This is a genomic window from Nocardia sp. NPDC051911 (genome assembly GCF_040681035.1).
Lineage (GTDB): Bacteria > Actinomycetota > Actinomycetes > Mycobacteriales > Mycobacteriaceae > Nocardia > Nocardia sichangensis.
Window position 1 is genome coordinate 617,801 of sequence record NZ_JBFAXY010000001.1, and the last position, 24,306, is coordinate 642,106.

19 protein-coding genes and 1 riboswitch are annotated in these 24,306 nt (G+C 68.8%); of the genes, 10 read left to right on the plus strand and 9 right to left on the minus strand.

Features of this window, described 5'->3' with window-relative positions:
- The first annotated feature begins 91 nt into the window (after positions 1–91).
- The 3 genes from AB0L97_RS03100 to AB0L97_RS03110 are packed head-to-tail and all read left to right on the plus strand — an operon-like array spanning position 92 to position 7,304.
- A complete protein-coding gene (locus AB0L97_RS03100; protein WP_364424850.1) occupies positions 92–388 on the plus strand; it encodes an acyl carrier protein in 297 nt (98 codons plus the stop codon).
- A complete protein-coding gene (locus tag AB0L97_RS03105) occupies positions 385–5,445 on the plus strand; it encodes an SDR family NAD(P)-dependent oxidoreductase (protein ID WP_364424851.1) in 5,061 nt (1,686 codons plus the stop codon). The genes AB0L97_RS03100 and AB0L97_RS03105 overlap by 4 nt, the downstream gene beginning before the upstream one ends.
- Positions 5,442–7,304 (plus strand): fatty acyl-AMP ligase, encoded by a 1,863-nt coding sequence (locus AB0L97_RS03110; protein ID WP_364424852.1) that lies wholly within the window; start codon positions 5,442–5,444, stop codon positions 7,302–7,304. The genes AB0L97_RS03105 and AB0L97_RS03110 overlap by 4 nt, the downstream gene beginning before the upstream one ends.
- A 21-nt stretch (positions 7,305–7,325) precedes the next feature.
- Here the strand turns inward: AB0L97_RS03110 and AB0L97_RS03115 are convergent, their stop codons facing one another.
- From AB0L97_RS03115 to AB0L97_RS03125, 3 genes are all read right to left on the minus strand, one after another.
- The gene (locus tag AB0L97_RS03115; protein WP_355071094.1) at positions 7,326–7,730 is read right to left on the minus strand and encodes an RNA-binding S4 domain-containing protein; all 405 of its coding nucleotides are present in this window, start codon (positions 7,728–7,730) and stop codon (positions 7,326–7,328) included.
- Between the two features lie 3 nt (positions 7,731–7,733).
- Entirely contained in the window at positions 7,734–8,330 is a 597-nt protein-coding gene (locus AB0L97_RS03120) for an NlpC/P60 family protein (protein ID WP_355071092.1), read from the minus strand.
- A gap of 78 nt (positions 8,331–8,408) precedes the next feature.
- Positions 8,409–8,578: riboswitch (cyclic di-AMP (ydaO/yuaA leader) on the minus strand.
- Between the two features lie 219 nt (positions 8,579–8,797).
- Positions 8,798–9,055, minus strand: coding sequence for a hypothetical protein (locus AB0L97_RS03125; RefSeq protein ID WP_355071090.1), 258 nt, complete (start codon positions 9,053–9,055; stop codon positions 8,798–8,800).
- Positions 9,056–9,223: 168 nt separating this feature from the next.
- Between AB0L97_RS03125 and AB0L97_RS03130 the strand changes: the two genes are divergently transcribed.
- The 7 genes from AB0L97_RS03130 (at position 9,224) to AB0L97_RS03160 (ending at position 18,610) form a co-directional block, all read left to right on the plus strand.
- The gene (locus AB0L97_RS03130; protein WP_355071089.1) at positions 9,224–10,405 is read left to right on the plus strand and encodes an ATP-binding protein; all 1,182 of its coding nucleotides are present in this window, start codon (positions 9,224–9,226) and stop codon (positions 10,403–10,405) included.
- Positions 10,406–10,566: 161 nt separating this feature from the next.
- Positions 10,567–12,522 carry an acyl-CoA dehydrogenase family protein gene (locus AB0L97_RS03135; RefSeq protein ID WP_364424853.1) on the plus strand — a complete coding sequence of 652 codons (1,956 nt, stop codon included), beginning with the start codon at positions 10,567–10,569 and terminating at the stop codon, positions 12,520–12,522.
- Positions 12,523–12,852: 330 nt separating this feature from the next.
- On the plus strand, positions 12,853–13,815 hold the full coding sequence (locus tag AB0L97_RS03140) for an alpha/beta hydrolase (protein WP_364424854.1): 963 nt from the start codon (positions 12,853–12,855) through the stop codon (positions 13,813–13,815).
- A 191-nt stretch (positions 13,816–14,006) separates the two neighbouring features.
- Positions 14,007–14,294 carry a hypothetical protein gene (locus tag AB0L97_RS03145; protein WP_355071084.1) on the plus strand — a complete coding sequence of 96 codons (288 nt, stop codon included), beginning with the start codon at positions 14,007–14,009 and terminating at the stop codon, positions 14,292–14,294.
- A 770-nt stretch (positions 14,295–15,064) separates the two neighbouring features.
- Positions 15,065–15,895: a hypothetical protein gene (locus AB0L97_RS03150; protein ID WP_355071083.1), complete on the plus strand. Its 831-nt coding sequence runs from the start codon at positions 15,065–15,067 to the stop codon at positions 15,893–15,895.
- 25 nt (positions 15,896–15,920) lie between these two features.
- Positions 15,921–17,861 carry a fumarate reductase/succinate dehydrogenase flavoprotein subunit gene (locus AB0L97_RS03155; RefSeq protein WP_364424855.1) on the plus strand — a complete coding sequence of 647 codons (1,941 nt, stop codon included), beginning with the start codon at positions 15,921–15,923 and terminating at the stop codon, positions 17,859–17,861.
- 2 nt (positions 17,862–17,863) lie between these two features.
- Positions 17,864–18,610, plus strand: a complete 747-nt coding sequence (locus AB0L97_RS03160; protein WP_355071079.1) for a succinate dehydrogenase/fumarate reductase iron-sulfur subunit — start codon at positions 17,864–17,866, stop codon at positions 18,608–18,610.
- A gap of 46 nt (positions 18,611–18,656) precedes the next feature.
- Here the strand turns inward: AB0L97_RS03160 and AB0L97_RS03165 are convergent, their stop codons facing one another.
- The 6 genes from AB0L97_RS03165 to AB0L97_RS03190 form a co-directional block, all read right to left on the minus strand.
- Positions 18,657–18,854: a hypothetical protein gene (locus tag AB0L97_RS03165; protein WP_355071078.1), complete on the minus strand. Its 198-nt coding sequence runs from the start codon at positions 18,852–18,854 to the stop codon at positions 18,657–18,659.
- An 89-nt stretch (positions 18,855–18,943) separates the two neighbouring features.
- Positions 18,944–19,168, minus strand: a complete 225-nt coding sequence (locus AB0L97_RS03170; protein WP_355071076.1) for a DUF397 domain-containing protein — start codon at positions 19,166–19,168, stop codon at positions 18,944–18,946.
- A 178-nt stretch (positions 19,169–19,346) separates the two neighbouring features.
- Positions 19,347–19,817, minus strand: coding sequence for a DNA-directed RNA polymerase subunit beta (locus AB0L97_RS03175; protein WP_364424856.1), 471 nt, complete (start codon positions 19,815–19,817; stop codon positions 19,347–19,349).
- Between the two features lie 205 nt (positions 19,818–20,022).
- Positions 20,023–20,946, minus strand: a complete 924-nt coding sequence (locus tag AB0L97_RS03180; protein WP_364424879.1) for a DNA-3-methyladenine glycosylase 2 family protein — start codon at positions 20,944–20,946, stop codon at positions 20,023–20,025.
- 363 nt (positions 20,947–21,309) lie between these two features.
- Positions 21,310–24,099 carry an FAD-binding and (Fe-S)-binding domain-containing protein gene (locus tag AB0L97_RS03185; RefSeq protein ID WP_364424880.1) on the minus strand — a complete coding sequence of 930 codons (2,790 nt, stop codon included), beginning with the start codon at positions 24,097–24,099 and terminating at the stop codon, positions 21,310–21,312.
- A gap of 5 nt (positions 24,100–24,104) precedes the next feature.
- Positions 24,105–24,306: acyl-CoA dehydrogenase family protein (locus AB0L97_RS03190; protein ID WP_364424857.1), on the minus strand; the 202-nt coding region annotated here is incomplete at its 5' end.

The window sequence follows — 24,306 nt, forward strand, 5'->3', positions numbered from 1 at the left end:
GACGTTGCTCCGGGCGGTTTCTGCGGCATAATCGCGGGGGTACCGTTCTCGAGCGGTGACAGCAGCCGGGGAGACGGGGAGGGAGGACGCGATGCGGCCCGGTCTTCCGGACGGGCACAGTGGTGCACCGGAACACGACGGTTCGCTCGGCAATAGCCGACGCACCGCACTCACTTGTGCCGCCGTCCTTGCCGTAGCGGATCTACTAGGTGTCGACGCCGCCTCGGTGTCGACCAGCTCGCCATTCACCGATCTCGGCCTCGGTTCCACTCAGCTCGCGAGGCTGACCGCCTATCTCGAGGACGCCATGGGAGTCGAAGTTCCGCTGACCGCGCTCTACGACCATCCGGACATCGAACAGCTTGTCGAGTATCTCGCGATGCGATGAGCAGCGCGGTCACTGATTCCGTCGGCTCGCATCCACCCGTCTCCATCATCGGCATCGGCTGCCGACTGCCCGGGGCGGCGAGCGTCGCCGAGTTCTGGCAGCTGTTGCTCGAGGGCCGGGACGCCACGTCCGCCCCGCCCGCCGGGCGGCTGGGCTCGCGGCGCGGCGGGTACCTCGCGGATGTCGAGTCCTTCGACAACGACTGGTTCGCCATCTCCGACCGCGAGGCCGCGCTGATGGATCCGCAGCAGCGGCTCGCGCTGGAAGTCGCGGTCGAGGCGCTCGACGATGCCGGGATCGGCTATCGCACGCGGGGTTCCGGCGCGGCCGTCGTCTTCGGCGCGTCGGGGTACGACCACGGCATCGCGGTGCTCGGCCGCGCGGGTCACGACGCGCCCTACGCGGTGACCGGGTCGGCGCTCAGCATCATCGCCAACCGGTTGTCGTATGTGCTCGACCTGCACGGGCCGAGTCTGGTACTCGACAGCGCATGCTCGTCCTCGCTCGCCGCGGTCGACCTCGCGGTCCGGCTGCTCGCCGACGGCGCCGTCCCGTTCGCCATCGTGGGCGGCGTCAATCTCGTCTTGCTGGAACACACCTCGAACTACCTGGCCGAGGGCGGCTTCCTGTCGCCCGGCGGACGCTCGACGCCGTTCGACGTCGCCGCGGACGGTTACACCCGCGGCGACGGCTGCGCCGTGGTGATTCTGCAGCGCAGCGCGGACGCGGTACGCGAGGGCAACCGGGTGTACGCGGAGATCGTCGGAACCGCCGTCGGATCGGACGGCCGCTCCAACGGCCTGTACGCGCCGAACGGCCGCGCACAGCAGGAGACGTTGCGGGCCGCGTGGTCGCGAGCCGGGCGCCCGCCCAGCAGCGCGGGGTACATCGAATGCCACGGCACCGGAACGCCTTTGGGTGACGCGGTGGAGGTCGGCGCGCTCGCCGCCGCGCTCGGGCCCGGCGCGGACGACCCGATCTGGATCGGTTCGGTGAAGTCCAACATCGGGCATCTGGAGGCCGCCGCCGGAGTCACCGGGATGGTGAAGACCGCGCTGTCCGTCCACCACGGGGTGATCGCCCCGACGATCAACGTGCACACCGAGCATCCGCTGCTGCGCTTGGCCGAGCGCGGCCTGCGCGTGCCCACCGAGCCGGTGGACTGGAGCGGGGTGGACGCGACGGAACGCGTGGCGGGCATCAGCTCGTTCGGATTCGGCGGCACGATCGCGCATCTCGTGCTCCGCGGCGCCACGCGAGCGCGGGCCGAACACGATGCGCACTTCCCGATACTGCTGCCGCTCACCGCACGTGACGAGGAGGAACTGCGCGACCGCGCGCTGCGGCTGGCCGATGAATTCGACCGAACAGGGCCCTCCTTGGTCGCAGCGGCGGCGCGAGCGGTGCCGGAGCCGACCCGGGCCGCGATCCTCGCGCACGATCACGCCGACGCGGTGCACCGGTTGCGCACGCTCGGCCACGGCGACGCCGACGCGGCGCTGGGCCCCGTGGCGAACCGCCGCCGTGGCGGGCTGTTGTTCCTGTTCTCCGGGCAAGGCGGCCAGCATCCGAAGATGGGCCGTGCGCTGGCGGCGCGATATCCGGTCTTCGCCGCCGCACTCGCCGAGGCGACCGACGCGATCGTGACGGCGGGCGGGCCGCGGGTCTGGACGCCGCGTCACGGTTTCACCTCCGCGGGTGCGGCGCAAGCCACCGATCTGGTGCAGCCCGCGTTGTTCGCCTTCCAGGTGGCGCTGGTGAAATTGCTGGCGGCATGGGGGATCCGCCCTGATGCGGTGGCCGGCCACAGTCTCGGCGAGATCGCGGCGGCGGCGGTGAGCGGCGCGCTGACCCTCGCGGACGCGGCGCGCGTGGTGGTGCTGCGCAGCGCGACGCTGGCGCATCTGGACGGGCGCGGCGCGATGGCAGTGCTGGAGGCGGCCCCGGGCGAGGCGGCCAAACTCGTGGAGCCGATGCGATCGGAAGTGGCCGTCGCCGCGATCAACGGCCCGAGGTCGGTAGTCGTGTCCGGCACCCCGCGCTATATCGACACGCTGGTGCGGCGAGCCACCCGCCGCAACATGTTCGCGCGCAGGCTCGCGGTCGACTTCGCCGCGCACAGCCCGCAGGTCACCACCGTGCTCGCGCCTTTCGTCGCGGCGTTGACCGAGATCACGCCCCTGACGCCGCGCCTGCCGGTGTATTCGACGGCGCGGCGCGGCGCGAAAATCACCACCGCCGCTATGGACCGCGACTACTGGACGGAGAATGCCGCGGGCACGGTGGAATTGGCGGCCGCGCTCGAGCGCGCGGCCGAAGACGGCATCGCCACCGTGGTGGAGATCGGCCCGCAGCCGGTGTTGCTCGCGGCGGTGCGGGAGTACCCGGACTTCCGCGACGGCACGCATGCCGCGGCGCTGCGCGATGACGAGGCGAGCGGCTTCCTCACCGGCGTGGCCGGGCTGTACCTGGAGGGGCGGCCGGTCGACTGGTCCGCACTCGGCCCCTTCGGCACACCCGTACCGCGGCAGTGGCGCAAGCGGAAATTCCCGCTGCTGGTGGCCGGACCCGCGAGCGCGCACGTCCCCGAATCCGCCTTCGCCGCCGAGGATCTGACCCATCACGTGGTACAGGGCGACAACATCGTGCCCGCCGTCTTCTGGCTGCGGCGGCTGCTGCGGCTCGCCAAGGACACGGCGGGGGCGGCCGCACTGGCCGACTTCGCCGTACATGAGAGGACCGATCCCAGCGCCCTGCCCGAGGTCGTCTATCGCGGGCCGGGAGCGGAGGAAAGCGTACGGGCGGAGGTCACGGGCACCGGAACGCTGGCTTCGGCCCGGCCCGCCGGTGACCCCACACCCGCGGATATCGTCGCATGGATGCGGGTGGTCGACGCAAACCGGGCCGCAAGACATCACATGCGCGTCATCACCATCGGCGTCTTCTACCAGGAATTGCGCCGCAGACGGCTGGAGTACGGTCCGCGATTCCGCCCGCTGCGCGGCATCGCCGCGGGCACCGGACGGGCGCTGGGCCTGTTCGACGCCGCCGAATTGCATCGCACCGCGACGCTGGACGGCTGCCTGCACGTGCTCGCCGCGGCGGTGTTCGACGAATTGCCCGGCACGTCGATTCCGCTGCCGATCGGCATCGACTCGGCCTGGCTGTCACATGAACCGAATCGCCACGTGCTCGAGGTGCACGCGCTGGTCCGCGAGCGCGCCGACACCGGATTGATCGGCGACGTCATCGCGACCGACCAGCACGGGGTGCCCTGTCTCGCCTTCTCCGGTGTACACATTCGCTATGCCGACCCCACCGACGAGGAGGGGCTCGGCAGGCTTCGCACGGCGCACGCCGAACACGAAACGCGAAACGCGCCCTTCCGTCAGGAGTCCTGGGAGTCGCGCGATCCCGGTTCACTCGGGCTCGGTGACGCACCCGCGCCCCTCGTGCGGCGCGCGGTGGTGGTCGGCGCCTCCGACCTCGCCGTCCGGCTCGCTCGCGCGCTGGACGCCGAGCTGCCCACCGAGCGGATCGCGCGGGAACCGGACGACGCGAGCTCGCTCGTCAGCGCGGTACTGGCCGGGCGCAGCGGTGACCACGCCGTAGTGGCCGTCTGGCCCAGCGGTTTCGGCGTGAGCGCGGGCAAGAGCGCCGCGGCGGCCGGTCGTGTCCTCGAACTACTGCAACTGATCTCCGCTCACGACGCCACCGCGTCCGTGACGGTGGTACTGCCGCACGAGGATCCGGCCCGCCCGCTCCCGCGGCCCGATGAGCCCGCCGCGGCGGCCTCGGTCGTCCCCGCGGCGATCGCCGGGCTGGTGCGCTCGCTGCAACTGGAGACGGGTCGTACGGTGCGCCTGGTCTGGGCCGATTCCGACCCTAGGAACCTGCCGCTGCTCACCCGCCTGGTGGCGACCACCGACAGCGCCGTTCCCGACGAGCTGCGCCTGTCGGCGGGCGAGACCGCGGTGCGTCGCTTCACGCCCGCGCGACCACGCGCCGTGCCTGCCGTCGGCGTCGACGCGAACGGAACATACGTCGTCACCGGCGGACTGGGCAGGCTCGGCTCGGTCGCCGTGCGCTGGTTGCTCGACGCGGGCGCGCGCGACGTGGTGGTGCTGACCAGGGCGCCTCGCCCGGTGCCCGCGCTGCTCGACGGCTTGGAGGACCGCATCGTCGTGGTGCGCTGCGACGCCGCCGACCGGGACGACCTGGCCAACGCGCTCAGCGACATCCGGGCCTCCGACTCGATGATCCGCGGTGTCGTGCACGCGGCGGGCGTGCTGGAGGACGCCGGGTTCGACGCGATTACCGCGGGCCAGCTGACCAGGACGTTCCTGCCCAAATCCACCGCGGCGGGCAATCTGATCGAGCTCACCGCCACCGACGCCACCGACTTCGTATTGCTGTTCTCCTCGGCCACCGGCGCCCTCGGTGCGCCGGGGCAGGCCGCGTACGCTGCCGCCAACGCCGCGATGGACGCACTCGCGCAGCGTGATCCGGGCAGACGGATCCTGAGCGTCGGCTGGGGGCTGTGGGATTCCGGCCTCGCCGCGGCGGCGGGCGGCGCGAGCCATTTGCGTCGAGCGGGCATCGGCGCGTTCGACTTGCCGGGCGGAAGTGCCGTACTGTCCCAGGTCCTGCGCTACGACGGCCCATACCTTCTGGCGCTGGAGCACACGCCGACGACCGACACTTCCCCGATCGCGATCCGTTTGACGAATCTGCTCGTGCCCGTCGGCCGTCCCGACCCCGCGCCCGCCCGCGCCGAGGCGAGTGAGCGCACGCCCGAGCCCGCCGAACCGCTGACCACGACCATCCGCCGCGTTCTGGCGAGCACGCTCGATCTGCCCGCCGAGCACATCGACGCCGGGGCCGACTTCAACGACCTCGGACTCAGTTCGTTGCTCGCGATCGAGATGCGCCGAAACCTGGAAGCGCGGCTACGCGTCCGGATCGCGACGGCGGAGTTGTTCAAACACCCCACCATCACCGCCCTCGGCGCCGCCCTGCTGGATCGGGTCGCCGCGAACACCGGAGAGACCTCGTGAGCCGCGGCGACCACCCGGCGGGGAATGGTCTCGCGACTTCGGTGGCCGCGTGGGCCGCCACCCGCCCGGACGAGCCCGCCTTCACCGAGCTGCGGTTCCGCGTCCAGGAACGCAAGCCCGTCACGCTGACCTACGCGCGCCTGCATGCCGCGTCGGGCGCGCTGGCCGCACGACTGCGGCAGGAAAGCGCCCCCGGCGACCGCGTGGGCATCCTCTGCGCCCACGGCATCGACTACGCGGTGGCGTTTCTCGCCTGCCTGTACAGCAATCGAGTCGCGGTGCCGCTGTTCCCTGCCGCGGGCGCACGCAACCGCGAACGCCTGCACGCCGTCCTGGCCGATGCCAGGCCCTCGCTCAGCCTGCTCTCCGCTCACGACGAGATCACCGCGCCGATCCTGGGCACAGCACTGGGACGAGCACTCGCCTTGCCCGCGAATCCCGGTGTGCCGGAATGGGGTTCAGCCGCGGGAATCAGGTGCGGCGCGCCTACCGCGATGGCGTCGGCGAGCGTGGCCGACCCGACGACACGCCGCGCGGGGTCACTCGAGACACGCTTCGTCGCGCCCGGCATTGGTCCCGCCACGCCGTCGGCCGCACCGGTGATCGATCCGGTATGCGACGAGCTGGCCTATTTGCAGTACACCTCCGGATCGACGAGGTCTCCCGCGGGCGTCCGGGTCACGCACGACAATCTCGCCACGGCGTTGACGCAACTCGGGCACGCCGTGTCGGTCGCGGACGATCGGCCCGTCGTGACCTGGCTGCCGTTCTTCCACGACATGGGTCTGATCCTCGGCCTTTCGCTGCCACTCTTCCTGGGCGTGCACGGCATCACGCTGGCGCCCGCCGAGTTCGTGAAGCGCCCCGTCCGCTGGCTGCGCGCGATCGCCGACTACCGCGCCGGTACCACGGGGTGTCCCAATTTCGGCCTGAAACTCGCGGTGTCCGGCACCACCCCCGCCGAGCGGGCCGGGCTGGACCTGTCCGGACTGGACATCGTGCTCAACGGCTCGGAGCCGGTCCGCGCCGACGCCTTGCAGGAGTTCACCGAGACCTTCGCCCCTTACGGTTTTCGCCATCACGCGCACACTCCCGGCTTCGGCTTGGCCGAGGCCACCCTGACGGTCACCGTCTGCGACCAGCGCGAGAACCCGGTATGGCACCGTTTCGACCGCGCCGCACTGTCCGAAGGCCGCGCGGTCGCGCTGTCCGAGGACGCGGCGGGATCCGTGGACGGTGTGCCACTGGTCGGGTGCGGCGCCCCCGCTGGACAACAGCTGCGGATCGTCGATCCGGTGCTCGGAACCGCGCTGCCCGCTGGACGCGTCGGAGAGATCTGGGTGGCCGGAGACAATGTGTGCGACGGATATTTCGGGAGACCGGATGCCACGGCGGAGATATTCTGCGCCACGCTGCCGGGAAGCACTGCCCGCTGGCTGCGCACCGGCGATCTCGGCTTCCAGCACGAGGGCCAGCTCTACATCGCCGGCCGCCGCAAGGACGTCATCGTGGTCGACGGACGCAATCACTATCCCGCCGACATCGAGGCGACGGTGCAGGCATGCGCGCCCGAGGTCAGGCCGGGTCACGTGACGGCGTTCGGGCACGACGACGGGCTGCGCGAAGACCTGGTCGTTGCCGCCGAACTCGGCACGGTCGACGGACGCGAGCCGATCGAACTGTTCGCCCTGGCCCGGCGCATCCGCACCGCGGTCGCGTCCACCCACGAGGTGATGCCCGGTGCGGTACTGCTCCTCGAACCGGGGCGAATCCCCAAGACCAGCAGCGGAAAGCTCCGCCGCGGCGAGTGCAGGGCACGCTATCTGGCGGGCCGACTCAGCCCGGTGGCCATGATCTGACCAGCGGTCGCCGGCTTTCGTTCAGTGCTCGTCTCGGCCCATGAGACGGTCGGTCTCGCGACGCTCGCGCTTGGTGGGCCGCCCTGCGCCGCGGTCACGGCGGGGCATGCTCGCCAGGATTTCGCGCGGGGGAGGAGGCGGACTGCGATCGATCAAGCACTGCGCGGCGATCGGAGCGCCCACGCGCTTGGTGACGATCCGCTCCACGATGACAATGCGTTCGATACCGCCCGCGCGGACGCGGACCTCGTCACCGGGACGCACGGGCTGTGCGGGCTTGACTGTCGCGCCGTTCACCCGGACGTGCCCGCCACGACATGCCTCCGCAGCGGCGGATCTGGTCTTGAACAGACGCACCGCCCAGGTCCACGAATCAACGCGGGCCTGGGTGGCGATGTTCTGGATGCCGGATTCGGCGCGGGCCACTCGTTAGACGATACGGCGTGCGGTGACCACCATGTCGGGGCGCAGCGGCGTGTAGGACACCGGCGTACCCGTCTGCACCGCGTTCAGGAGCTTGTTGTCGCCCGCGTAGATGCCGACGTGACCGCCGCCGTTGGTGATGACGATGTCACCCGGCTTCAGCTCGTTGTAAGCGACCGGAGCGCCGACGTGCGACTGCTCGAAGCTGGTGCGGGGAAGCTCGATGCCCGCCTGACGGAATGCCCACTGGACGAGACCGGAGCAGTCGAAGGAGCGGGGACCCGCCGCGCCCCAGGAGTACTGGGCGCCGACCTTGGTCCTGGCGGCGTCGAGGGCGATGTCACCCGGGGAGTTGCTCTGCTGCTGGCCGAACAGGCCCGGCAGCATGGGCGCGAAATTGGGAGCCTGAGGAGCGACCTCTTGCGGCGCCTGGGCAGGGGCGGCGGGAACGGCCGCGAGCGCCTGCTGGATCTGCTGATTGAGCTGCTGGACCGGCTGTTCCCATTCCTGCGGAACATCGAAATTGCCGACACCGGGAACGTTGATGGTCGCGGCCATGGCCGGAATCGCGGGCATGGCGCCGGTCGCGGCCACCGCACCCATGACAATCGCACCCTTGACGGAATTCGGAACCCGAGAATCCCGTTGCAAGCTGTGTTTACCCACCGAGCTACGTCTCCGATCTTGCTGCTCTCCCGCCGACCGGGTTAGCTGACGGGCTCGGGCCGGGAGAGCGGCCCTACCTCGCGACCGAAATCGGCCTCGAGGATTCACCCCAGACGAACCTGTGGGTCCCCGGTACGACAGCCGAGACCGGTTGGCCCCGACAGCCGTTAAGGCGGTAACTAGTGGCGCCGTTTCTCTTACGAAGCGACTGGTTCCACTAAGTCACGAAGAGATTACGGTGCCGACGCGATGTTGTCCACCCCACAGAGCTGCGTCTTTTCCATCACGACCGGAGCCCGCTTGGATCGGCGGAAAATGGCCGCCCAAGCGAAGGTCACGGACTGATCTCGCCGGGCGGCGCGAGGTCACCGAAGGACATCGCCGGCCCGTCCGACCACTCGGGTTCAGGGGCGCGTTCCGTGCACCGCGCGCTCGAGTTCGTCGATCCTGCGGCGCGCCTCGGCCAGCTCGACCTCGAGCTTGCCGAGCGCCATGACCAGCGGGCCGACCGCGAGATCGGCGACCAGCTGTGGATCGTCGTAGCCCCGCTCGATCGCGACGAGGATGTTGGACCGGATGCGCTGGGCCACCGTGGCGCCCGCCGGCACGTTCCAAGACCCGACTACCTCGGCGAGGCCGGCGAGAGGTGGTTCGTCGGACATGCCCCTCCGTTCCCGCGCTGCCGTGCCGCGCGACCGTTCTGGCGAACCGCAACCAGCCTAGAGAGCCGGCGGCGAGAGCAATAGTGCAATACGAAACGCTAAGGCTTTCTAGAACACGCCATAGATGTGCCCAGATTATCCGGACGAAACGCGCTACGGTGTCGGGGCATGGACCCCGTGCGGAATCCGTATGCCCCTGGGGCGGGACAGCGCCCGCCCGAATTGGCCGGGCGCGACAAGCAACTCACGGCTTTCGACATCGTGCTCGAACGCGTCGCGCGCGGCAGGCCGGAACGCAGCGTCATGCTCACCGGCTTGCGCGGCGTCGGAAAGACGGTGTTGCTCAACCAGCTTCGCTCGGCCGCCATCTCGCGCGGCTGGGGCACCGGCAAGATCGAGGCGCGCCCGGACCAGGAATTGCGCCGCCCGCTGTCCTCGGCGCTGCACATGGCGGCGCGTGCGATCGCGACGGCGCACCGCAATCCGGAACGGGTGGACGACTTCCTCGGCATCCTCAAGGCTTTCGCGCTGCGGTCCACCGCGGACAAGGGCATGCGGGAACGCTGGCAGCCCGGCATCGACGTGCCCGCGGTGAGCGGCCGGGCCGATTCCGGCGACATCGAGATCGATCTGGTGGAGCTGCTGGTCGAGGCGGCGGCGCTGGCCGGTGACATCGGCGTCGGCATCGCGATCTTCATCGACGAGATGCAGGATCTGGGGCCCGCCGACATCTCCGCGATCTGCGGCGCGTGCCACGAACTGAGCCAGGACGCCGCACCGCTGATCGTGGTGGGCGCGGGCCTGCCGCACCTGCCCGCGGTGCTGTCCGCCTCGAAGAGCTACTCGGAACGACTATTCAGCTATCACCGCATCGACCGCCTGGATCGGGAGTCCGCCGACCAAGCGCTGATCGCGCCCGCCCAGCGCGAGGATGTGAAGTTCACCGACGAGGCATTGGACTCGTTGTACAGCAAGGCCGATGGTTACCCGTATTTCGTGCAGGCGTACGGCAAGGCCGCATGGGATCAGGCGCCGGAGAGCCCGATCACGGCCGAGGATGTGGAGGTGGCCTCGCCCGCCGCCGAGGAAGAGTTGGCGGTCGGATTCTTCGGTTCCCGTTATGAGCGGGCTACCCCCGCTGAGCGGGAATACATGCGCGCCATGGCCGACCTGTCCGGCGACGACGGGCCGGTGGCGACCGCGGCGGTGGCCAACGAACTCGGCCGCAAACCGGCTTCCCTCTCGCCCGCCCGGGACGGCCTGATCAAGAAAGGCCTCATCTACTCCGCCGAGCGCGGCACCATCGGATTCACGGTGCCGCACTTCGGCCGCTATCTGCGCTCGGTGTGAGCGCCCGCCGGCCACGCGCGCAGCGATTGATTGCCAACTATTCGCCCGTCTTTCAAGATCAATAGATATTCGTAGATTTATCTCGACCAGCAGGCCTACCGATGAGTAACAAACCCTCCTACACTCGGATGTGATCCTGATCACGTCCGAGGGAGGACATCATGGCGACAGCCGCGAAAGTCGACGCCACCGAAGAACAGGCCCGCGCACTGGTCGAGGAATCCCGCGAAACGAGCTGGGCCAAGCCGTCCTTCGCCAAGGAAATGTTCCTGGGGCGGTTCCGGCTCGACCTGATCCACCCGTATCCGGAGCCCGGCCCCGAGGACGCCGAGCGGACCGAGGCGTTCCTGTCCCGGCTGCGGACGCTGTGCGAGTCCATCGACGGATCGGTGATCGAAGCGGAGAGCCGGATCCCGGACGAGTACGTCAAGGGCCTGGCCGAACTCGGTTGCTTCGGCCTGAAGATCCCACAATCGTTCGGCGGCCAGGGACTTTCCCAGTTCGGCTACAACCGAGCGTTGATGCTGGTCGGCTCGGCGCACCCGAGCCTCGGCGTGCTGCTGTCCGCACATCAGTCGATCGGGGTGCCCGAACCGCTGAAACTGGCGGGCACCGACGAGCAGAAGGCCGAGTTCCTGCCCCGCTGCGCGGCCGGGGCGGTCAGCGCGTTCCTGCTCACCGAGCCCGATGTCGGCTCCGATCCGGCCAGGATGGCCAGTACCGCGACGCCGACCGAGGACGGCGAGGCCTACCTGCTCAACGGCGTGAAGCTGTGGACGACCAACGGCGTGGTCGCCGAGTTGCTGGTGGTGATGGCACGCGTGCCCAAGAGCGAGGGGCACCGCGGTGGCATCTCGGCGTTCGTGGTCGAAGCCGACTCACCGGGCATCACCGTCGAGCGGCGCAACTCGTTCATGGGCTTGCGCGGCATCGAGAACGGCCTGACCCGGATGCACGACGTCCGCGTGCCCAAGCGCAACCTGATCGGCCGGGAGGGCGACGGCCTCAAGATCGCGCTCACCACCCTGAACGCGGGCAGGCTCGCCATCCCCGCGTTGTGCACCGCCGCCGCCAAGTGGTCGCTGAAGATCGCGCGGGAGTGGAGCACCCAGCGGGTGCAGTGGGGCAGGCCGGTCGGCGAGCACGCGGCCGTCGGTCAGAAGATCGCGTTCATCGCGGCGACGACGTTCGCGCTGGAAGCGGCGCTCGATCTGTCGGCCACCATGTCCGACGAGGGCCGCAACGACATCCGGATCGAAGCGGCGCTGGCCAAGCTGTGGGCCAGTGAGATGAGCTGCCGGATCGCCGACGAACTCGTGCAGATCCGCGGCGGCCGCGGCTACGAGACGGCGGCCTCGCTCGCCGCGCGGGGCGAGCGGGCCGTCCCCGCCGAGCAGCTGGTGCGCGATCTGCGGATCAACCGCATCTTCGAAGGCTCCAGCGAGATCATGCGGTTGCTGATCGCCAGGGAGATGGCCGACGCGCACATGGCGGCCGCCGGCGCGCTGGTCGACCGCAAAGCAGAGTTCAAGGACAAGGCGAAGGCCGCGGTCGGCGCGACGGGTTTCTACGCCAAGTGGTTCCCGCAGCTCGCGGTCGGCGCGGGGACGGTACCCGCGGCGTACACCGAATTCGGCGTGCTGGCCCGGCATTTGCGCTTCGTCGAGCGCAGTGCGCGCAAGCAGGCCAGGTCCCTGATGTACGCGATGGGCCGGTGGCAGGCGGGCCTGGAGTACCGGCAGAACTTCCTCGGCCGGATCGTCGACATCGGCGCCGAGCTGTTCGCGATGTCGGCGGCCTGCGTGCGAGCCCACGCGTTGCGCGCCGCCGACGCGCCGGAGGGCAAGGCGGCCGAAGAACTGGCGGACACCTTCTGCAGGCAGTCGCGGCTGCGCGTGCGCGAGTTGTTCGACGCGCTGTGGGACAACACCGACGACGACGACCGCACCCTCACCCGCGGCGTGCTCGACGGCCGCTACGAATGGCTGGAGGGCGGCGTGCTCGACCCGAGCGAGGGGACCGGCCCGTGGATCGCGGAGTGGCAGATGGGCCCGTCCACCGAGGAGAACCTCCTGCATCCATTCCTGCCGTCCACGCGTTCCCGCGCGGAAGCCTGAGCGGTAGCGGACCCGCCGCACGCCCACCCGAGCGTGCGGCGGGCGGTCGCTCGCGAACTATTCGCCAATATCGGAATTCTCCTAGAGAACCGCAGATATTTCTCGCGAGCGTGCCGCCCATAGCGATCAGGGCAATCTAAAGCTATCTAGTTCTCCGACTACTATTTAGTAGATTTTTCTGCGCGAGCGAAGCCAGCTGCTCGATCGACCGGCAGCGTCGGTTGGACAACGTGTACGTAACGGCAGGTGTAGGGGGTTAACGGGGCGGAAATCCAGTGCGACATCTGGGCAAGAGGCGCCGAACATGCGCCGCGCCCACAGGAGGGTGCCATGTCCACGACCATCGCCCGCCGCGCCGTAGATCACGACGGCCACCACGTCACAGTGTCGGCCGAAGACGGCGTTCCCCTCGCGGTCCGCGTCTTCGGCGGCGACGACGCCCTCGCGACCGTCGTCTTCGTGCACGGCCACTGCCTGCGCACCGAATCCTGGATCTACCTGCGCGAGCACCTCCTGCGGCAGTGGGGAGACGACACCAGGATGGTGTTCTACGATCACCGCGGCCACGGCGAATCCGGGGTGGCGCATCCGTCGACCTACACCATCGAACAGCTCGGGCACGACCTGGACACCGTGTTGCGGACGGTCGCGCCGGCCGGTCCGGTGATCCTGGTCGGCCACTCGATGGGCGCGATGGTCGTGCTCGCCTACGCCCGGCTCTACCCGCAGGCCATCGGCACGCGGATCGCGGGCGTCGGGTTGCTCGCGGCCGCTGCCGCCGGGATCACCGAGGTGGGGCTGGCGCGCCTGTTGAACCGGCGGGCGGTGAACTCGCTGCAAGCCGCCGTCACGCACGCCCCGAGGGTGATGCAGGCGTCCAGGCACCTGACCCGCCGCCTGTTCACGCCGATCCTGCGCGAGGCCGAATTCGGCACCAGGAAGGTGAACCCGCGGATCGCCGCGCTGGCCACGGCCATGCTGAACGACACGCCGCTGCTGACCATGGCCGGATTCCTGCACTCGCTGATCACCTTCGACGAGACGGCGACTCTGCACCGGCTCGGCGCGATTCCCACGCTGGTGCTGGCGGGCTCGGCGGACCTCATCTTCCCGTTCGCGCACTCGGTGGCGCTGGCCTCCCAGCTGGCCGGTTCCGAACTGGTCCGGCTCGAAGGCGCCGGGCACAGCGTGCTGCTCGAGCGGGCCGAAGAAGTCGCGCTGTCCATCGCCGGACTCGCCGAACGCGCGTTCGCCGCGGCGCCGTCGGGCGCCGGGTACGCCGCAGCGGGCTGAGCTCGGCAAGCGGGCGGCAACCATCGGATTTCGACCGCACGCGAGCCAGGATCGAATTCTTTCGGTACTGTGTTGTAGATCACGTTGTGTGGTGGGTCACACGGCTCGGTACAGCGCACCCCAAGGCAAACGGGCAACCGCGCGTCACGGCACCGAGTTCGCATGTCCGCCAGGGAATCCAGGAGGTATCGATGACTCGCAGCGAATTCGCGGAACTACGCTACGCGGTCGGCCAACTCCGGCAATCCATCGGCGTACTCCGCACCCAGTACGGCGACGCCAGCACGGTGCGGCGGTTGGAGAACGACCTCGAGCGCCTCGCCATCGACGCCGACGAACTCGAGCAGTCACCGCCGCCGGAGGTGCGGCGGACCGCCCAAGACGTCATCTACGTGCCGGACAGCAAGTCCGACGAGGCCGCTTGGATGGGCGCACAGGACGAGGGGCTCGGCTTCCACTCCCGTCCGCGGACGAAGTAGTTCCGGGGTGGGCGGCGCGCGCCGCCCATCGCGGTACTCCCTGCCCGATGCCTGCCGTGGCGGCCGCACCCGTGCCACCGGGCCGCGCGCGGTCCCGGCGGCCTGGCGGACGGCGCCGCCGTGATCGCACAGCGCGCGATGGACGTCTGAGCCGTATCGGTCCTCCGCACGACACAGTTCGTGCAGCGACCCGCCATGGTGCGCAAGCCGCTCACCCCCGCCGGACACCGAGCGCGATGAAGATGTTCACCTTGCCCGGCGCGACGATCGAGTCGTTCTCCTCGCACCAGCGCCGAGACCGCCACCCGTGTCGGTTCCCGCACCGAGCGTTCGGTCACCGCGGCGGGCACACCATCGAGACCGACATCCGGCGAGGCCGCGCGGCGCGTGCCGCTGCCTGCACAGGCGCTCCAGTCGCACCCTCCCGTTGCCGGGTGCATCCGAGCAGGTCAACAGGTTGATTCCGGTCGGGTATGGCCGACGATCGATGTCTTCACCCTGCGGTTGAAGAGACAATTACGGCATTCCGTTTTTGCCTGCTCGAATCTTGTTTCGCGGAAGGTGACTTCGAAAAGTCCGGTTGGCCCGGAACCCGCGTAGACAAGCATGAGGCGTGCCTGATGTGGCGCAAATCATACGGTTGACGGCGGGGCATGTTTGTCGAGACCCCGTTCGATCAATAGCGCACGTGTCGTATGGTGCTCAGCATCACATTCGATTGCGGAGGTAACGATGACCACCCGCACACAAGATCAGCGAGGCATCCGCCTGTGAGTGCCGCACCGACCGCCGCCCCCGAAGCGGGCACCGGCGTATTCAGCAGAACAAGGGCCCGAATCTCGGATCGCACGTTGCGCACCGACCGATGGTGGATCCCCCCACTCGTCACGGTGCTCGGGCTAGCCGCGTTCGTCATCTACGCGACGATCAGATCGTATGTGCGCACGGCATATTGGGTCCCGGACTATCACTATCTGACCCCGTTCTATTCACCGTGCCTGAGCACTTCCTGCGTCGAGGGCTCCAGCCATTTCGGCACCCCTTTCGGCGATCTGCCCGCGATCCTGCCGCTGGGCTTCGTGGTGCTGCCCTTCCTGCTCGGTTTCCGCCTGACCTGCTACTACTACCGCAAGGCCTACTACCGGGCGGTGTGGTTCTCCCCGCCCGCCTGCGCCGTGGCCGAGCCGCACGCCAAGTACACCGGTGAGACCAGGCTGCCGCTGATCGTCCAGAACGCGCATCGCTACTTCTTCTATGTGGCCCTGGTGGTTTCGGTGATCAACACCTACGACGCCATCGTCGCCTTCCACGGCAAGACCGGTGGCTTCGGTTTCGGCCTCGGCAATATCGTGCTGCTGGTCAACGTGATCCTGCTGTGGGCCTACACGCTGTCGTGCCACTCGTGCAGGCACATCGCGGGTGGACGGCTCAAGAACTTCTCCGCGCATCCGGTGCGCTACTGGTTCTGGACTCAGGTCTCCAAGCTGAACACCCGGCACATGGCGCTGGCCTGGACCACTCTCGGCACGCTCGTGCTGACCGACTTCTACGTCATGTTGGTTGCCAGCCAAACGATTTCGGACCTGCGGTTCATCGACTGACCGCCTCATCGAGGAGTTTCTCTGCATGGCAGAAGTGGAACGGCACAAGTACGACGTCGTCGTGATCGGAGCGGGCGGCGCCGGATTGCGGGCGGTCATCGAAGCCAGGGAGCACGGCCTGTCCGTCGCGGTGGTGTGCAAGTCGCTGTTCGGCAAAGCGCACACCGTGATGGCCGAAGGCGGCTGCGCGGCGTCGATGGGCAACGCGAACGAGAAGGACAATTGGCAGGTTCATTTCCGGGACACGATGCGCGGCGGCAAGTTCCTGAACAACTGGCGCATGGCCGAATTGCATGCTCAGGAAGCGCCCGATCGAGTGTGGGAACTGGAGACCTACGGGGCGCTGTTCGACCGGACGGCGGACGGCCGCATCAGTCAGCGCAATTTCGGCGGCCACACCTACCCGCGGCTCGCGCATGTCGGCGACCGGACCGGCCTCGAGATCATCCGCACCATGCAGCAGAAGATCGTGTCGCTGCAACAGGAGGATTTCGCCGAGACCGGTGACTACGAGAAGCGCATCAAAGTCTTCGCCGAATGCACCATCACCGAATTGCTCAAGGACGGTGACCGCATCTCCGGCGCGTTCGGTTACTGGCGCGAATCCGGCCGCTTCATCCTGTTCGAGACCCCCGCGGTGGTCCTGGCGACCGGCGGCATCGGCAAGTCGTACAAGGTGACCTCGAACTCCTGGGAGTACACCGGCGACGGGCACGCGCTGGCGCTGCGCGCGGGCGCGACGCTGATCAACATGGAGTTCCTGCAGTTCCACCCCACCGGCATGGTCTGGCCGCCCAGCGTGAAGGGCATCCTGGTCACCGAGGGCGTACGCGGCGACGGCGGGGTGCTGAAGAACACCGAGGACAAGCGGTTCATGTTCGACTACATTCCGCCGGTCTTCAAGGGGCAGTACGCCGAGACCGAGGAAGAGGCCGACCAGTGGCTGCGCGACAACGACTCCGCTCGCCGCACACCGGACCTGCTGCCGCGTGACGAGGTCGCCCGCGCCATCAACGAAGAGGTCAAGGCCGGGCGCGGCACCGAGCACGGTGGCGTCTACCTCGACATCGCTTCCCGGATGCCCGCCGAGGAGATCGTGCGACGACTGCCTTCGATGCACCATCAGTTCAAAGAGCTGGCGGACGTCGACATCACGAAGGAACCGATGGAGGTCGGGCCCACCTGTCACTACGTGATGGGCGGAGTCGAGGTCGATCCGGACACCGGCGCGGCCACGGTGCCCGGTCTGTTCGCCGCGGGTGAGTGTTCCGGCGGCATGCACGGGTCCAACCGCCTCGGCGGGAACTCGCTGTCCGACCTGCTGGTGTTCGGCCGCCGGGCCGGGCTCGGGGCCGCGGCCTATGTAGAACAGCTCGGCGAGCGGCCCGCAGTCGCGGACGACGATGTCACGAACGCCGCGAAGGCCGCCGTGGCGCCGTTCGATCCGCCCGCCGACGGCAAAGGCGAGAACCCCTACACCTTGCACACCGATTTGCAGCAGACGATGAACGACCTGGTCGGCATCATCCGCAAGGAACACGAGGTGCGCGAGGCGATCGACAAACTCGCCGAGTTGCGTGCCCGGTTCCGCCAGGTGACCGTCGAGGGCCACCGCCAGTTCAACCCCGGCTGGCATCTCGCGCTCGACCTGCAAAACATGCTGCTGGTCAGCGAATGCGTGGCGCACGCGGCGCTGCTGCGGACCGAGAGCCGCGGCGGGCACACCCGGGACGACCACCCGTCGATGGACCCCGACTGGCGGAACAAACTGCTGGTCTGCGCGGTGGATCCGGGCACGGCCTGCGACCCGATCCCCGGCGTCACCGTGACGCGCAAGGATCAGATCCCGATGCGATCGGACCTGCTCGCCCTCTTCGATCTCGGCGAGCTCGAGAAGTACTACACCCCGGATGAACTCGCCGGGCACCCGGCCGCGGCCGGGCAATCGACGGAGCGAGAGGCGTAACGATGGGTTACGACGCCAAATTCCGCGTATGGCGCGGCGATCTCGACGGCGGAGAACTGCAGGATTTCACCGTGCTGGTGAACGAGGGCGAGGTCGTACTCGACATCATCCACCGGCTACAGGCCACCCAGGCGCCCGATTTGGCCGTGCGCTGGAACTGCAAGGCGGGCAAGTGCGGTTCCTGTTCGGCCGAAGTGAACGGGCGGCCGCGCCTGCTGTGCATGACCCGGATGTCCACCTTCACCCAGGACGAAGTGATCACGGTGACGCCGATGCGCACCTTCCCCGTGATCAAGGACCTCGTGACGGACGTGTCGTTCAATTACGAAAAGGCGCGGGAGATACCGTCTTTCACGCCACCCGCCGATCTCAAACCGGGCGAGTACCGGATGAAGCAGGTCGACGTCGAACGTTCGCAGGAATTCCGCAAGTGCATCGAGTGCTTCCTGTGCCAGAACACCTGTCACGTGGTGCGTGACCACGAAGAGAACAAGAAAGCGTTCGCCGGACCGCGTTATTTGATGCGGATCAGTGAATTGGAGATGCACCCGCTGGATGCGGGCGACCGCACCGAACTCGCCCAGGACGAGCAAGGGCTCGGTCTGTGCAACATCACCAAATGCTGTACCGAGGTCTGCCCCGAGCACATCAAGATCACCGACAACGCGTTGATCCCGATGAAGGAACGGGTGGCCGACCGCAAGTACGACCCGCTGGTCTGGCTGGGCAACAAGCTGTTCCGCCGATAGACGCCGGACAACCGGCCGGGGCGATCCCCGGCCGGTCGGCGCACCCTTACAACATGGCCACGACGCCGAGGGCCACGACCCACACCAGCATGCCGACGAGCAGCGCCGACAACAGCGAGCTGGTGAGGACGAAGACTCCGACCGCCGACACCGCGAACAACAGCGCGACGATCAGCCATTCCACCCAATCGTCCGGCCGCAATTTCCGGTACCGGGGATGGGAACTCTTGAGCCCTCGGTCCACAGATGATGGGCTACCCGTATTCGGCCTCGATAAACGTCTTTTCGTTGCCGAAAATGTGTCATTCCGTGATCTTCGAAGGCGGCCGTGCCTTATCGCGGCCGGTCGAACTCTCCGTCCTGCACACCGGCGGTGAAGGCGGCCCACTCCGCGGGCGTGAAGATCAGCACCGGCCCCTCGGGATCGTTCCCGTTGCGCATTCCCACGTGTCCGTCGGCGAGCAGCGCCACTTCGACGCTGTCGTTGCCCGCCCCTTCCCCGGCCCTCCGCCACGTGGCGCCGGACAGGTCGATGTTCGTGTTGCCTTGAATGCTCACGAGACGGACTCCTTCGCTATCTGCCGTGGGAGACGTGTGTACGGACCGAGAACCCAGCACCACCGCTGGGCGCACGCACGCGCGCCCGATAGTACCGCCGCCGACCGGCGCTGTCGGGCGAACAACCGACGAAGAACGGCCCGGTACTCCGACCGACCACGTGATTCGCCGCCTGCGCTCAGCGGCGGCGTGGCGCGGGCTCCGCCCACGCACGAATGGCCGCGACGACCACCCGGCCGGACGGGCGAAACCTGTTCCGTGGCGGCACTATCCAAGACCGAATCGCGCCGACCGACGCCGTCGGGGACGGCAACGCGATCGTCGACCCCGTGCGGCAGACCGAGACGTTGAGCCGGAACAACTCCGCGAACAGGCGCGTGTCGTTTTCCGGCAGGTCCGGCGCGATCAGGAAGGTCCATCGATTCGAGCGCGGGTGCGCCAGGATCGGGCCCAGCCGCACGCTCTTGCTCTGCATGTGCGCCTTGACCGCCTGACCCAGGCTGCTCGGCATGGTCAACGCCCACACCGACCCCGCGCGCATCACGATCCGGCCGAGCTCGGGCGGATCCACAACGGCGGGCAGATCGCATTCCCGCCGGTAGAACAGGCATCTGGATCGTGGCGTATCCCCGAGTGGCCTCTGCTCCACTGACAACCCCCTGCAGTTGTGTGGTTCGACGATGAGTGCGCGCCATACGGAACCCCTCCGGCTACCGCTCGCGTACCGATGAGAATGCGGCGATGGCCGAGTGTGGCGCGACTACCTATAGTTTTGCTTTTCTCCGGCCGGAACCGACTGATAAAGAATGGGCAAAACTGCGGAAAAGTGAACGCGCCGAGGGGCCGCTGTGAACTCAGTGCCAGGTGTGATCGGTCAGCGGGGTGCGCGGGCCGAACTTCGGCTTGTAGAAGTGGCCGCTGATTTCCAGCAGGCGGATCGCTCGATAACGGTGCGGGCGCAGCGGCTCCAGGTATTCGACCATCGCATCGTCATCCATGGGACGGCCGAGCAGAGTCCAGCCGACCGCGGCGGACAGGTGGTAATCGCCGACCGACAGCGCGTCCGCGTCGCCGAAAGCCCGCTGCGCGATCTCCGCGGCCGTCCACACCCCGATACCGGGGACACCGCACAACCTTCGTGCCGCCTCGACCGGATCGACCCGGGCCGCGCGCTCCAGCGATTCGGCGATCCGAGCCGCGCGCACGATGGTCTGCGCGCGTTGCGGTCCGACATTGGCCCGGTGGTACACCCAGGAAGGAATTCGCCGCCAAGTGTCCGCGTCCGGCGGCAGCCGCATTCCCTCTGGTGCGGGGCCGGGCGCCGGTTCGCCGTACTGCCGCACCAGTTTCCGCCACGACGCCCGCGCGGAGACGGTGTGCACCTTTTGCTCCAGCACCGACGGCACAAGGGCTTCGAAGACCAAGCCCGTGCGCAGCATGCGCAGCCCGGGAAAACGGCGATGGGCATCGACGAGTTTCGGATGGTCCGGGAGGAACGCCGAGACATCCTCGTCCAGGCAGAGCATGTGCTCGAGACCCGCGAGGAATTCCGCCGCGCCCGGCCCCCAGGCGCGGGCCCGCACAGTGCGCGGATCGGACTGGGCGAGGCGGTAGGTGACCGGCCCGGTCGGCAGACGGGAGGCGTGCCAGTGCGCGCCGTCGCCGGTCACCCGATGGCACGGATCGCCGGTGCCGCGACCGAGGGGAGCGAGCGTGCACGCCAGGTCGATCGGCCGATCCGTGGTCACGGTCCGGCTGGCTCCCGGCTCGACCGTCATGCTGCGCACCCGAGACATTCTGCCCGGTGCGGCGCGCGGCGCCGCGTCCCCCTCCACCGGGACACGCGGATTATTATCTGAGCCACACCTAAAGCCATTCATACCGATCGCACATGATTATGGTTTCGCAATCAGATGTAACGGCATGAGATTCACGGCGATATTGCTTTCGTTCGGCAAATATCTGGCAGTAGCAATGACGGAGGTTCTTCGATGATCACCAATCTGCTCAACTGGCTGCTCAACGCCTGGGGTGGAGTTTCCGCGGGCAGCTCGGGCTACCAGATTCCGCCGGGCACCCTGCCGTTCGGCAGCTGAACCGCGCGGCGCCCGCCCTGCCTGTCCGGCGGGCGCCCCAAAAGGTCACTCGCCCAGTAGGAATTGCGCGATATGCCGCGCCCGGCGCCCAGCGAGGGACGCGGCCTGAGTGCGGCAGGAAAAGCCATCGGCGAGGAGGATCGCGTCGTCTCCCGCGGCGCGCAGCGCGGGGAGCATGCCGCTCTCGGCCACCGCGACCGAAATGTCGTAATGGCCCGACTGCATTCCAAAATTTCCCGCCAGACCGCAGCACCCGGTGATTTCCGTCACCGTCACGCCCATACTGGCTAATAAATGGCGATCGGCATCGAATCCGAGAATCGCGTGCTGGTGACAATGCGGTTGAACCACCACCGATCGGCCGGTGCGCTGCGGGGGGCGCCAGGAGGGCTGATCGGCGAGGAATTCGGCCAAGGTGCGCACCGCGGCGGCGGTCGGGGCGGATCTGGGATCGTCCGGCAACAATTCCGTGAGGTCCGCGCGCAGAACCGCGGTGCAGGACGGCTCCAGTCCCACGACCACTCCACCCGCCTCCACATGCTCCTGCAACGCGGTCAACGTGGCCCGCAACCGCGCGCGAGCGCCGTCGAGCTGACCGGTGCTGATCCAGGTGAGTCCGCAGCAGACGCGTTGCTCGGGGATGCGAACGCGGTAGCCCAAGGTGGCAAGCAGCCGCGCCGCGGCCAAGGCGATCTCCGGGTCGAACGCGTCGGTGAAGGTATCGATCCACAGCATCACCTCGCCGGAGACACCGCTTTCGGCCCGCACCTCGGGCGCGTAGGCGGACTCGGCCAGGCGCGCGCCTTCGTCCAGATCGCGCCAGATGCGGCGGAACGTACGCGCGGCCAAGCGCGGCACCTCACGACGCGGGTCGATGCCTGCCGCCCGCAGCCCGGCTCGACGCAGCGCGGTCCGGCCCGCCAGCGCGTTGACGACCCGCGGCATCCGGCTCGCGGCGGACAGCCACCGAGGCAACCAGCCCAGCGAATAGTGATCGATCGGCCGGAGCCGGTGGCGGTAGCGGCGATACAGCGTCTCCGACTTGTAGGTGGCCATGTCCACGCCCGCCGGGCAGTCCGACCGGCACGCCCGGCAGGACAGGCACAGATCGAGCGACTCGGCGACGGCCTCCGACGACCAGGGCAGCGCGCCGCGCACCACCTCTTGCAGCACCCTCGCCCGCCCGCGTGTGCTGTCCTTCTCGTCCCGGGTCGCCTGGTAAGACGGGCACATGAAACCACCGTCGGCCCGGCATTTGCCGACGCCGACGCAGCGGTGCACCGCGACGCTCATATCGCCGTCGTCTTCTCCGAGCGGGTAACCGTTCGATGTGCCGACCTCACCGAGTCCGGCCAGCCGCAGGTCGGCATCGATCGGACGCGGCGCGACGAGCACGCCCGGATTCAAGATGTCGCCGGGGTCGAACAAGGCCTTGTACCCGGCGAAGACATCGAGCACCGCGGGGGAGTACATCGCCGAGAGCAACTCGGAGCGAGCCCGGCCGTCGCCGTGCTCGCCGGACAGCGAACCGCCGTGCCGGACGACCAGCTCCGCCGCGTCGAACAGGAAGGCGCGGAAGCGCCGCGGCGCGTCGGCGATCGGAAGATCGAGGCGGACGTGGATGCAGCCGTCGCCGATGTGCCCGTAGAGCAGCCCGTCGACACCGTGCTCGCGCGTCAGCGCGGCGAAATCGCGGAGGTAGGAGCCGAGCCGTTCCGGTGGGACGGCCGCGTCCTCCCAGCCCGGCCAGGCCGGCCGCCCGTCCGGCGTGCGACCGGCCAGCCCCGCGCCGTCGGCCCTGATCCGCCACAGCTGCGCGGCGGTACCGGGATCGGTGACGATCCTGCTGTCCATCGCGCCCGCCGTCCGGCACAGTCGCTGTGCGACGGCCAGCGCGTCGGCCTGCGTCGCGCCCGCGGTCTCCACGAACAGCCAACCGCCACCGCGCGGCAGGTAGGGCACCGTTCCCCGATGCGCCCGGACCACGTCGACCAGCCGCGCGTCGATGCCCTCCACCGCGATCGGCGCGCAGGCCAGCACGGCGGCGACATCGTCGGCCGCCGTGGCGATGTCCGGGTAGCCGAGCACCGTGAGCACGGTGGCCGCGGGCAGCTCGACCAGCTCGACGGTCGCGTCCAGCAGCAGACCGCAGGTGCCCTCGCTGCCGACGAACGCCTTCGCCGCCGACGCGCCGCGCTCGGGCAGCAGATGTTCCAAACCGTATCCGGACGCCTGGCGGTCGAAACGCCCGAGATCGGTGCGCAACACCGCGAGATTTGCCCGGCTGAATTCCGCGAGACCCGGCACCGCGGACAGGTCGGCTGCCAGTGTGCGTTCGGTGCGGGTGCCGTCCAGGATGCGCAGTTCGCGCACCGCGTCGGAGGTGCGGCCCCACGCGACGGCGCGCGGCCCGCACGCGTTGTTGCCGATCATGCCGCCGAGCGTGCAGCGATTCTGTGTCGAAGGGTCCGGTCCGAAGCGCAGTCCGTGCGGACGGGCCGCGCGCTGCAGCTCCGACAGCACCACGCCCGGCTGCACGGTAGCCACGCGCGCGGCCGCATCGATCGCCACGATCCGGTTCATATGCCTACTGAAATCGAGCACCAGTCCGGGACCGATCGCGTTGCCCGCCACCGACGTCCCCGCGCCACGCGCGGTCACCGGCAGCCCCTCGGCTCGGGCGAACTCCAAGGTGACCGCGACGTCCTCCTCGGTCCGCGGAAAGACGACCGCCGCCGGGAGAACCCGATAGTTCGACGCGTCCGAGGAGTACTCCGCCCGCCGCCGCTCGGAGGCGTCGACCTCACCCGCGATCCTGGCGCGCAGCGCCGCCATACGGTTCACTGTGTTGATTTTTCCAGCGCCTGCGGCGCTGGGTGTTCACGGGCTGTGTTATTTGGCCACGCCTTCGGCGCGGCGTGTTCGCGGCCCTCTTGTGGCTCGCGTTTGCGCGACCGCCGCTCCTTGGCGTATTCCACCGCGCGTTCGATGGCGTAGCGACCCATGCCGACGGCCATCGCGGCGCCCATGATCCGCTCCGGG